General features: G+C 67.2%; 9 protein-coding genes. 3 read left to right on the top strand and 6 right to left on the bottom strand.

What is annotated here, in order from left to right:
• From K2Y03_RS01135 to K2Y03_RS01115, 5 genes are all read right to left on the bottom strand, one after another.
• On the bottom strand, positions 1-452 hold a 452-nt coding region (locus tag K2Y03_RS01135; RefSeq protein WP_294087609.1), incomplete at its 3' end, for an ATP-binding cassette domain-containing protein.
• Positions 436-858: a hypothetical protein gene (locus tag K2Y03_RS01130; RefSeq protein ID WP_294087607.1), complete on the bottom strand. Its 423-nt coding sequence runs from the start codon at positions 856-858 to the stop codon at positions 436-438. The genes K2Y03_RS01130 and K2Y03_RS01135, both read right to left, overlap by 17 nt.
• Entirely contained in the window at positions 855-1,361 is a 507-nt protein-coding gene (locus K2Y03_RS01125) for an endonuclease domain-containing protein (RefSeq protein ID WP_294087605.1), read from the bottom strand. The genes K2Y03_RS01130 and K2Y03_RS01125 overlap by 4 nt, the downstream gene beginning before the upstream one ends.
• A 41-nt stretch (positions 1,362-1,402) precedes the next feature.
• Positions 1,403-2,866: a Fe-S cluster assembly protein SufB gene (gene sufB / locus K2Y03_RS01120; protein WP_294087603.1), complete on the bottom strand. Its 1,464-nt coding sequence runs from the start codon at positions 2,864-2,866 to the stop codon at positions 1,403-1,405.
• Positions 2,866-3,318: an SUF system Fe-S cluster assembly regulator gene (locus K2Y03_RS01115; RefSeq protein WP_294087601.1), complete on the bottom strand. Its 453-nt coding sequence runs from the start codon at positions 3,316-3,318 to the stop codon at positions 2,866-2,868. Before K2Y03_RS01115 ends, sufB begins: the two co-directional genes overlap by 1 nt.
• Before the next feature lie 159 nt (positions 3,319-3,477).
• Here K2Y03_RS01115 and K2Y03_RS01110 point away from each other — a divergent pair, with 159 nt between their 5' ends.
• From K2Y03_RS01110 to K2Y03_RS01100, 3 genes are all read left to right on the top strand, one after another.
• Positions 3,478-4,542: a quinone-dependent dihydroorotate dehydrogenase gene (locus K2Y03_RS01110; RefSeq protein WP_294087600.1), complete on the top strand. Its 1,065-nt coding sequence runs from the start codon at positions 3,478-3,480 to the stop codon at positions 4,540-4,542.
• Entirely contained in the window at positions 4,539-6,248 is a 1,710-nt protein-coding gene (gene ggt / locus K2Y03_RS01105; RefSeq protein ID WP_294087599.1) for a gamma-glutamyltransferase, read from the top strand. Before K2Y03_RS01110 ends, ggt begins: the two co-directional genes overlap by 4 nt.
• A gap of 81 nt (positions 6,249-6,329) precedes the next feature.
• Positions 6,330-8,123, top strand: coding sequence for a long-chain fatty acid--CoA ligase (locus tag K2Y03_RS01100; RefSeq protein WP_294087596.1), 1,794 nt, complete (start codon positions 6,330-6,332; stop codon positions 8,121-8,123).
• A gap of 49 nt (positions 8,124-8,172) precedes the next feature.
• On the opposite strand, the gene K2Y03_RS01095 is transcribed toward K2Y03_RS01100, so the two are convergent.
• A complete protein-coding gene (locus K2Y03_RS01095; RefSeq protein ID WP_294087594.1) occupies positions 8,173-11,136 on the bottom strand; it encodes a pitrilysin family protein in 2,964 nt (987 codons plus the stop codon).
• Between the last annotated feature and the right edge of the window lie 2 nt (positions 11,137-11,138).

Raw genomic sequence — 11,138 nt, 5'->3', positions numbered from 1 at the left:
AAGTCCGCGCCCGACAGCGGCGCCTCATCACGCGCGCGGCGCTGCGCGTTCAGGCTCTCGCGCAGGAACTGCACGTTGGAGACGCCGGGAATTTCGACCGGGTACTGGAAGCCGAGGAACAGGCCCGCGGCGGCGCGCTCATGGGGTTCGAGTTCGAGCAGGTCCACCCACTCGCCGTCACCCCGGGCTTGACCCGGGGTCCCGCTTCCTTCTTCCGCCGCCAAGAAGCGGGACCCCGGCTCAAGGCCGGGGTGACGCGCGGGGCGGAACATCACCTCGCCCGACGTCACCTCATAACCCGGCCGCCCGCCGAGCACATAGCCGAGCGTGGACTTGCCCGCCCCGTTCGGCCCCATGATCGCATGGACCTCCCCCGCATTCACGGTGAGCGAAAGGCCCTTGAGGATCGGCTTGCCGTCGATTTCGGCGTGGAGGTTATTTATTTTGAGCATTTAGTCCTCGAATACGCTTGCGGTGGGAAGCTATCTGCACCCGAGCGGCAGCCAGCGCGATATCTCGATCTCGAATATCATCCCCAAACTGTTTATTTATCCAATTACCAATAGGAATATCCGGTAAGGCGGATCTTGGATGATCATCAAAAAATTGATCAACGTAATCTTGTACACAACGTTTCAATTGCCTCTCGCGCTCGTTTTTTATTTTTAAATTTGAATAGCGGTTACGCACCGCTTCCAAGTCACCAAGCGCCTTAGATGCTCGAACGCGGAGCACGTCGACTTTCAAACCGTAAAAGCTAGCAGCCTGAACTATCGCAACATCCGCGGCGACTCCCTCGGCCAACAAACCTTCAAGCTCATCCAGCGCGTTCTCGACCCGCTCCTCAATCGGAGTCACCCCGCCCTCCCCTCAAGCGAACCTGCCGGCAAGCGCGCGCCCGCTTCAAGCCCCTCCCCTTCAGGGGAGGGGTTGGGGTGGGGCCTGTCCGCCTGCCCCAACGCCCGCAGGATCGTGGCCGTTACGCCCTCGACATTGCGCATCACCTCTTCATTGGTGAAGCGCAGCGTGCGGTACCCCGCCTCGGCGAGGCCCGCGTCGCGCGCCGCATCCGCCGCCGCGTCGTGCGTGTCACCATCCACCTCCACGATCAGCCGGGCCGCAGGGCAAAGAAAATCGGCGATGCTGACGCCGATCACCTGCTGACGGCGAAACTTCCAGCCGCCCAGCTGACCGTTCGACAGGTTCCGCCACAGCCGCTTTTCAGGCTCGGTGGGGTGGTTGCGCATGTGGCGGGCGCGTTCATGCAGATCGGCGAGGGTATTCGCGGAAAGGCCCCACCCCTTGCCCCTCCCCTGAAGGGGAGGGGTTCCGTGGCGCATGGCGTCGTCGCGCGCGCTCAAGCCCCTCCCCTTCAGGGGAGGGGTTGGGGTGGGGCCGTCAATCATCCAACCGACCCCTCAAGCGAAATCCCCAGCAGCTTCTGCGCTTCGACCGCGAATTCCATCGGCAGCTGCTGCAGCACTTCGCGGGCGAAGCCGTTGACGATCAGCGCCACCGCCGCTTCCTGGTCCAGCCCGCGCTGCATCGCGTAGAAGAGCTGGTCGTCGGAAATCTTCGACGTCGTCGCTTCATGTTCGATCTGGGCCGACGGGTTCTTCACCTCGATGTACGGCACGGTGTGCGCGCCGCACTGGTCGCCCAAGAGCAGGCTGTCGCACTGGGTGAAGTTGCGCACGCCTTCCGCGCTTGCCGCCACGCGCACCAAGCCTCGGTAAGTGTTGTCGCTGTGCCCGGCCGAAATCCCCTTCGACACGATGGTCGAGCGGCTGCCCTTGCCCAGATGGATCATCTTGGTGCCGGTGTCGGCCTGCTGGCGGTTGTTGGTGACGGCGACCGAATAGAATTCGCCGACGCTGTTTTCGCCCGCCAGCACGCAGCTGGGATATTTCCAGGTGACGGCGCTGCCGGTTTCAACCTGCGTCCAGCTCACCTTGCTGCGCGCGCCCTGGCAAAGCGCGCGCTTGGTGACGAAGTTATAGATGCCGCCCTTGCCATTCTCGTCGCCGGGATACCAGTTCTGGACGGTGCTATACTTGATCTCGGCATCGTCGAGCGCGACCAGTTCGACCACAGCCGCGTGCAGCTGGTTCTCGTCGCGCATCGGCGCGGTGCAGCCTTCGAGGTAGCTGACATACGCCCCCTTGTCGGCGACGATCAGCGTGCGTTCGAACTGGCCGGTATTCTCCGCATTGATGCGGAAATAGGTGCTCAGCTCCATCGGGCAGCGCACCCCTTCGGGAATGTAGACGAAGGTGCCGTCGGAAAAGACCGCGCAGTTCAGCGTGGCGAAATAATTGTCGTGCATCGGCACGACCTTGCCCAGCCACTTCTTCACCAGCTCGGGATATTCCTTGATCGCCTCGCTGATGCTGCGGAAGATGACGCCGGCGGCCTCCAGCTCCTTGCGGAAGGTGGTGGCGACCGAGACGCTGTCGAACACCGCGTCCACTGCCACCTTGCGCGCGCCCTCCACCCCGGCGAGCACTTTCTGCTCCTCGATCGGGATGCCCAGCTTTTCGTAAACGCGCAGGATTTCGGGGTCGACCTCGTCCAGGCTGCCCAGCTTCGGCTTGGCCTTGGGCTCGGCGTAATAATAGGCGTCCTGATAATCGATCGGGTCGATGTTCAGCTTGGCCCAGTCAGGCATCTCCATGGTCAGCCAGTGGCGATACGCCTTCAGCCGCCATTCCAGCATCCATTCCGGCTCGCCCTTCTTGGCCGAAATGAAGCGCACCGTGTCTTCGCTCAGCCCCTTGGGCGCGAAATCCTGTTCGATGTCGCTGGAAAAGCCCCATTCATATTTCTTGTTGGCGGCGGCAATCGCCTCGGCATTCTTGGTGGCCATCAGTCAACCTCAACGGGAATTTTTGCAGGGGCAGGCACGGGCGGCAGATCGGCGGAAAGATCAGCCAGCTTCACGCCATCGAGCGCACCGCGCACCGCCGCGTTCACCACGCCCCAGTGCGGGCGCACGCGGCAGCTGGTTTCGATCACGCAGTCATGGCGGCCCTCATCGACACAGGCCGTCATCGCAATCGGGCCTTCGACCGCCTCGATAATGTCGGCAAGACTGATCGCGGCGGCCGGGCGCGCCAGGCGAAAGCCACCGCCAGTGCCGCGCGCGCTTTCCAGGAGGCCGGCGGCAGACAGGCGGCTGACCAGCTTCTGCGCGGTCGGCAGCGGCACGCCCGTCTCGCCGGCGAGCAGCGTGGCGTTCAGCCGGTGCGCGCCGCCGCAATGGCGCGCGGCAGCGGCCATCATCACCACGGCATAATCGGCAAGGCTGGACAGGCGCATGAGTTCCAATTCGGATTGATTCGATCCGAATTGGCAGATGGGCACCGCCTGCCCCTGTGTCAAGCAGGTGTCTGCCGGCAAAAAGCGTGCATCCAGTGTCCACGAGACGCTCTTTTTTGCCCTTTGACCGCAAGCGGCGGCTGCGCCAGAAGCGGCGCCGTGCTGTTCCCGCTCCTCCGCCCCGCGCTGTTCGCGCTCGATCCCGAAGATGCCCATGGCCTGACCATATCGCTGCTGGCCGGCTGGGCCGGGCTGGGCGCGCCGGGGGGGAGCAGCCGGCACGACCCGCGGCTGGCGGTGCGGCTGGCGGGCATCGACTTTCCGGCGCCCGTCGGGCTTGCCGCCGGTGCCGACAAGGATGGCCGCGCGATCGACGCATGGCATGCGCTGGGCTTTGGCGCGGTGGAGATCGGCACGCTCACCCCGCTCCCCCAGCCGGGCAATCCGCGCCCCCGGCTGTTCCGGCTGGCGGCGGATGCGGCGGTCATCAACCGGATGGGCTTCAACAATGGCGGGCTGCCCGCCGCCCTGCCCCGGGTGAAGGCGGCGCGGCGGCGGGGGGTGCTGGGCATCAATGTCGGCGCGAACAAGGACAGCGCGGACCGGATTGCCGATTATCGCGCCGGGGTGGCACTTGCCGCGCCGCATGCCGATTATGTGACGATCAACATCAGCTCGCCCAATACGCCGGGCCTGCGCGACCTGCAGAGCGGCCAGGCGCTGATCGACCTGCTCGCCGCCTGTGCCGAGGCGCGCGGCACAACGCCCCTGTTCCTGAAGATCGCGCCGGACCTGGACGCAGGCGGCATCGACCATGTCGCCCGCGCCGCCCTCGACCAGCGGATCGACGCGCTGATCGTGGCCAACACCACGCTCAGCCGGCCGGGCCTGTCCTCGCCGGCAGCGGGGGAGGCCGGTGGCCTGTCGGGCGCGCCGCTTGCGATGCTCGCCCGCCAGAAACTGGCCGAGGCGCGCGCGGCGACCGGCGGGCAGATGCCGCTCATCTCGGCCGGCGGCATCGACAGCGCCGAGGAGGCCTATGCCCGGCTGAAGGCCGGTGCGCAGCTGGTGCAGCTTTATTCGGCGCTGGTCTATCACGGCCCGGGTCTTGCCCGGCGGATCAACCGGGGGCTGGCGGCGCTGATGGCGCGCGACGGCATTGCCAGCCTGGCCGATCTGCACGGTTTGACCGCGCAACAAAGCCCGCTAGGGTCGCCGGCATGATCCGATGGCCCTTTTCCGCTGCGCTTGCCGCGCTGATGCTGTTGCCGATGGCCGCCACTGCAGACCCCGCCCCGAAGCCAAAGCCCGCCCCGGCCGCCCCCGGCGTGGTTTCCGCCGCGCATCCGCTGGCGGCGGAAGCCGGGCGCGAGATGCTGCGCGCCGGCGGCAGCGCGGCCGACGCCACCTTTGCCATGATGCTGGCGCTGACCGTGGTCGAGCCGCAATCAAGCGGGATCGGCGGCGGCGGCTTTCTGGTCTATCAGCCCGCGGGCGGCAAGCTCGCCAGTTTTGACGGGCGCGAGGCCGCCCCCGCCGCCGCCCGGCCCGAGCGGTTCCTGAGCGCGAACGGCAAGCCCCTGCCCCAGTTTCAGGCCGCGCCCGGCGGGCTCTCGGTCGGCGTGCCGGGCAATATCCGGCTGATGGCAATGGCACATGCCCGTTATGGCAAGCTGCCGTGGAAGGCGCTGTTCGCGCCGGCCATTCGCCTGGCCGAACAGGGTTTTGCCGTCAGCAAGCCAATGGCAACCGCGATGGGCTATGTCAGCCAGACCTGGGGCTCCTTCCCCGCCATCGCAGCACTCTATGCCCCGGCCGGCCAGCCGCTGGCGGAAGGGGTGATCGTCCGCAACCCGGCAATCGCCGCGACGCTGCGCGAGATTGCCGACAAGGGCGCCGATGCCTTCTACACCGGCGCCACGGCACAAGCGATTGTCGACGCCGTCACCAAATCCACCCGCAACCCGGCGGACATGACGCTGGCGGACCTGGCCGCCTATCGCGCCAAAGAACGCGCGCCGATTTGCGGGCGCTATCGCGGCTACCGGGTCTGCGGCATGGGGCCGCCCTCGTCGGGCGCGATCACCGTGCTCCAGATTCTCGGCATGCTCGAACGCTTCGACCTGAAGGCGCTGGGCGCGGACAATCCGCAAAGCTGGCACCTGATCGCCGAGGCGATGCAGCTCGCTTATGCCGACCGCGAACGCTACCTTGCCGATACCGATTTCACCCGCGTGCCGCTCGCCGGCATGATCGACCGGGCCTATCTCGCCCGCCGCTCGGCGCTGATCTCGCCCGACAAGGCGCTCGGCACCTACGAAGCGGGCACGCCCCCCGGCGCCGAACCACGCACCGCCGCGATTTCGGGCGAGGTCGCCGGCACCACCCATTTCGTCGCGGTCGACCGGCAGGGCAATGTCGCCACCATGACGTCGACGGTGGAGGGGCCGTTCGGCAGCCAGCTGGTCGCCGGCGGCTTCGTGCTCAACAACGAGCTGACCGACTTCACCTTCGCGCCGGTGCGCGAGGGCGGCGCGCCGGTCGCCAACCGGGTGGAGGGCGGCAAACGGCCGCTGTCCTCCATGTCGCCGACGATTGTTTATGATACCAAAGGCCTGCCCGTGTTCACCGTCGGTGCGGCCGGCGGCAAGACGATCATCATGCAGGTCGCCAAGGCGCTGATCGCGCATCTCGACTGGGGCATGGATGCGCGCGCGGCGCTGGGCCAGGGCCTTGTCTATTTCGGGCCGCGCGGCATTGTTCTGGAACAGGGCACGGCGCTGGAGGCGATGAAGGCCGCGCTAGAGGCGCGCGGGCACCGGGTGGCGATTGCCCGGCTGGGGCTGAAGGCGAATGCCGCCGAGCGCACCGCCACCGGCTGGCGCGGCGCCGCCGACCCGCGCAGCATCGGGACGGCCTTGAGCGAATAGCCCCACACTGGCAGGACGGCAGCATAACGATCGATCAGAGTCGCCGGGCACAGGCGACCGTTCAGGGTTTTGGGAGAGACGATGCGTAAGATGGAACATTTCCCCAATCTCGTGACCATGTTCTTCACACGGGCACGCGAGCTGGGTGACAAGCCCTTCCTGTGGCACAAGCACAACCGCCAATGGGTGTCGCAAAGCTGGCGCGAGGCGGCCGAGCAGGTGGCGAGCCTGGCCGCCGGGCTGAAGGCGATCGGGCTGGAACCGGGTGACCGGGTAATGCTGGTTGCCGAAAACCGCCCCGAATGGTGCATCAGCGACCTGGCAATCATGGCGGCGGGCTGCGTCACCGTGCCCACCTACATCACCAATACCGAGCGCGACCACAGCCACATCATCGAAAACAGCGGCGCGCGCGCGGTGATCGTGTCGGACGCCAAGCTCGCCAAGACGCTGCTGCCGGCGGTGCTGCGCTCCAGCCAGCTGCGCCGGGTGATCGGGATCGAGGATCTGCGCGTCGCGCAATCGGGCGATGTCGCCTTCCACAGCTGGCACGGCCTGATCGCCGAACATCGCACCGATCCGGCAGCGGCGGAGGCCGGCGTGGCGCAGGTCGGGCGCGAGGACATGGCCTGCATCATCTACACCAGCGGCACCGGCGGCGCGCCGCGCGGCGTGTGCCAGCACCACGGCGCGATCCTGCACAATGTCGCCGGCGCCAGCGCAGTGATCGCCGAGGATTTCGGCTGGGGCGACGAAGTGTTCCTGTCCTTCCTGCCCTTGAGCCACGCCTATGAGCACAGCGCCGGCCAGTTCCTGCCCATCGGCCTGGGCGCGCAAATCTATTATTCGGAAGGGCTCGACAAGCTGGCCGCCAATATCGAGGAAGTGCGCCCCACGCTGATGGTGGTAGTGCCGCGCCTGTTCGAGGTGCTGCGCACCCGCATCGTCAAGAATGTGGAGAAACAGGGCAAGCTGTCCACCTTCCTGCTCAACCAGGCCGTCGCCATTGGCGGGCGCAAGGCGCATGGGCGCTTTGGCCTGTTCGATGGGCCGATGAACGCGGTGCTGGGCGCCACGCTGAAGCCCAGGATCCAGCAGCGCTTCGGCGGGCGGATCAAGGCGATGGTCGCGGGCGGCGCGCCGCTCAACCCCGATATCGGCGTATTCTTCGACTCGCTCGGCCTCACCCTGTTGCAGGGCTATGGCCAGACCGAGGCGGCACCCGTCATCTCGTGCAACCGGCCCAAGGTGGGGCTGAAGCACGACACGGTCGGCCCGCCGCTTGCCGACACCGAGGTGCGCATTGCCGAGGATGGCGAAATCCTGGTGCGCGGCGAGCTGGTGATGAAGGGCTATTGGAACAACGCGGAAGAAACCGCGCGCGTGCTGAAGGATGGCTGGCTGCACACCGGCGACATCGGCGAGATCGACGCCAAGGGCCGCATCAAGATCACCGATCGCAAGAAAGACCTGATCATCAACGACAAGGGCGACAATGTCGCGCCGCAAAAGGTGGAGGGCATGCTGACGCTGCAGCCCGAAATCATGCAGGCGATGATCGCCGGCGACCGCAAGCCGCACATGGTCGCGCTGATCGTGCCGGACCCTGAATGGACGCAGGAATTCTGCGCGAAATCGGGCACCGCGTGCAATTTCGACACGCTGTCCGCCAATCCCGATTATCGCGCGGCGATTTCCGCGGCGGTCGAGCGGGTGAACAAGGATCTGTCGGTGATCGAGCGGGTGCGCCGCTACATCCTGGCCGACGAGCCCTTCACCATCGAAAACCAGCAGCTGACGCCGTCACTGAAAATCCGCCGCCACGTGCTGAAGCAGGTGTACGGCGCGCGGCTGGACGCGCTCTACAAGAACTGACCGGCGGCGCTGCCCCTCCCCCGCCCCGCCGGGGAGGGGCAGCTCACTCCTACCGCTTCGCCACCTTTTTCGGCGCGGCCTTGCCGGCGGCGCGCGGGGCATTGTCGTTGGCGGCGGCTGGCGCCAGCGCGCGCGGCAGCACCACCATCGTCCATTCGGCATCCGTGCGCAGATATTTGCGCGCGGTGTCGCGCAGCGCCTCCGGCGTCACCGAAGACAGGTCGCGCCCCAGGCTCGCCGGCAGGCCGAACCGGCCGGGCTGATAGGTCGCCCATTCGAACTGGGTGAACCAGAAGGTGTTGCCCGTTGACGCGCGGCTCAGATATTCGCGGTAGGGCACGATGGTGCGCTGCAGCTCGTCGGCGCTGATCGGGTTGGTGGCCAGGTCGGTCGCGATCTCGCGCGCCAGCTGGAAGAACAGCGCCACCTTGTCGGGCGGCACCTGCCCCACGCCCATCATCCGCCCGCCAGCCGCCAGCCCCGTCGGCCAGCTGCTCTGAACGCTGGGCGAATAGCTGGCGCCCGCGCCCGAGCGCAGCTTGTCGAACAGCCGGTCGGTGAAGATCTGCGCGATCAGGTCGAGCCGCCGGCTCTCGCTGATATCGGCAATGCCGCCGCCGGTCGGCCACGCGATCAGCGCGACTGCCTGATTGGCCGGGCCGTTATGCGTGCGCACCACGGGCGTCGTGGTATGCGCGGCAAAGCGCACCGGCGGCACCGGCGTGGTCGGCGCCGTGCGCGGCGGCAGCGCGCCGACGGTGCGGGCGACGGCGGCAATGGCGTCATCGGGCTTCACATCGCCGAACACCTGCACCTCGATCGGGCCACTGGCGAGAATGGGCGCCCAGAACGCCTTGAACTGCGCGGCCGTCGTCGCCTTGATCTCCTCGCGGCTGGGCGTTTTCCAGCGCGGGTCGCCGGCGCGGATCAGCCCTTCCAGATCATGGCCGACCACGCCGAGCGGCGACGAGCGATAGCCGTCATAAGCCAGCAGCGTTGCCGCCTTGGCGCGGTCAAACGGCGCTGCATCCCAGCGCGGGAACGCCAGCTTGGTGGCGAACAGCCGGAGCTGATCGTCGAGGTCCTGCGGCGAGGTGGTGGCGGAGAGGACAAAGGCATCCTCGTCGACCTTGAAGTCCAGCCCGATCCGCCGGCCGCTCGACAGCTGGTCAAGCGCTTCCTGGCCCAGATCGCCGATGCCGCCCTGCACCAGCGCCAGGCCGCCGGCCCAGGCCGGGGTCTGCCGGTTCGCCGGCAGCTGGTTATAGCCGCCGCCGAAGCGCACGCGCACATAGACCCGGCCGGCTTCCGCATTGTTGGCGAACAGCAGCATGCGCACGCCGTTGGAAAAATTGATCTGTTCGGTGCTGAACGGCTTGGCCTCCCGCGACACGACGGTGCCGGGCGCGCCGAGCTTGGGCAGTTGCGACCAGTCCGCCTTCACCACCGGCCCGCGCTTGGCGGCGAGCGTGGAGACATTGGCCTTGAGCGCCGCCGTCAGCTTCTGCGCGGCCATCGGGTCGGGCGCGCGGGTGTTGACGATGGCATGGGTCGCGGTGCCCTGCATCACTCTGCGCGTCGCCTCCAGCACTGCCTGCGGGTTGAAGAACTTCTTGCGCTTGGCCTCCTGCAGAATGTCATAGGCGGCCTGGGGCGTCGTCACCGTCTCGCGGATGTCGAGCGCCTGGCCCATGTCGTCGGCCTGCTTGGCGCCCGCTTCGGCGCGCGCGGTTTCCACCTGGGTGCGAAGCGCGGTGTCGTAATCGGCCACTTCGCGGTCGATCTCGGCCTGGTCGGCGGGGGTGCGTTCGGCATCGGCGATCACCGCGCGCACATCCTTCAGCGCCGCCAGCCAGTCGGGCGTGGAGGGCAGCACGGTGATGAGCGTCGCATTGGCCGATCGCTGCACATCGTCGATCTGGATGCTCGCCTCGATGAAGCTGCCGCCGCTGCGCGCGCGGCTTTCCAGCCGCCGGCTGATGACGCGCAGCGCCACCACGTCCACCATCCGCTTCTGGTTGAACAGCACGGTATCGTCGCGATAGACCCAGGGCCGCATGATGCCGACCTGGACGAGCGGGGGAATCGCCGCCTCGCTCGTCGCGCGGGCGACCGGCTTGGCAGGATCGGGCTTGCCGAAATCGGGATCGGCCGGATCGGCGCCCTTGCCCTGCCAGTCCGAAAAATTCTTGGCGACCAGCCGTTCGAGCAGGGCCGGGTCAACATCGCCGGCGATGATCACCACCGCGCGCGCCGGGCGATACCAGCGGTCGTGAAAGGCGCGGACCTTGTCGGCGGTGGCGGCTTCCAGCGTCTTGATCGTGCCGATGGGCGAGCGGCTGGCCAGCGGCTGGCCGGCGAACAGCGTTTCGCGCACCGCATCGCCAAAGCGCACCTGCGCGCCCGGCGCCTCGCGCTGTTCGGCGAGCACCACGGGGCGTTCGGAATTGAGCGCGGTATCGTTGATGTTGGGCTGGCTGACCATGCCGGCCAGGATCTTCAGGCTCTCGTCGATCCCGCTCTCGGTGGCGCTCGGCAGGTCGAGCTTGTAAGTGGTCGACACCGGCGAGGTGACGGCGTTGGTGTCAGACCCGAAGGTGGTGCCCAGCCGCTGCCACACGCGCTTGGCCTCGCCATCGGGCACATAGACCGAACCACGGAACGACAGATGCTCGATCAGATGGGCAAAGCCGCGCTCGCCCTCGGTCTCGTGCAGCGACCCGGCGTCGATGCGCACCCGCACCGCCACCTGCCCCGGCGGCACGCCGTTCTTGCGCACCGCATAGCGCACGCCGTTGGGCAGCGTGCCGAAATGCCAGTCGGGATCGGGGGTGATGTCGCTGCCCTTGTACAGCCAGGGCGTGGTATCGACCGCGCCATCCGTAGTTTTCCCAATCGCTGCGCTTTTGCTGCTTTGCGAAAAAGCATTTTCCGGCAGGGCGGTAGGGATCGCAAGGCCCAGCAGTGCGAGCAGCGAAAGGGAGCGTATGGCAACGCAGTCACGAAGTTTCATCC

It is taken from the genome of Sphingomonas sp. (assembly GCF_019746015.1).
In the GTDB taxonomy this organism is placed as follows: Bacteria; Pseudomonadota; Alphaproteobacteria; order Sphingomonadales; family Sphingomonadaceae; genus Sphingomonas.
This window is presented reverse-complemented; position numbering and strand designations above follow the sequence as displayed.

Bases quoted from the DNA above. Each gene is read 5' to 3' on its own strand.
- K2Y03_RS01115 (WP_294087601.1), bottom strand. From the start codon at position 3,318: ATGCGCCTGTCCAGCCTTGCCGATTATGCCGTGGTGATGATGGCCGCT.
- K2Y03_RS01095 (WP_294087594.1), bottom strand. From the start codon at position 11,136: ATGAAACTTCGTGACTGCGTTGCCATACGCTCCCTTTCGCTGCTCGCA.
- ggt (WP_294087599.1), top strand. From the start codon at position 4,539: ATGATCCGATGGCCCTTTTCCGCTGCGCTTGCCGCGCTGATGCTGTTG.
- K2Y03_RS01100 (WP_294087596.1), top strand. From the start codon at position 6,330: ATGCGTAAGATGGAACATTTCCCCAATCTCGTGACCATGTTCTTCACA.
- sufB (WP_294087603.1), bottom strand. From the start codon at position 2,866: ATGGCCACCAAGAATGCCGAGGCGATTGCCGCCGCCAACAAGAAATAT.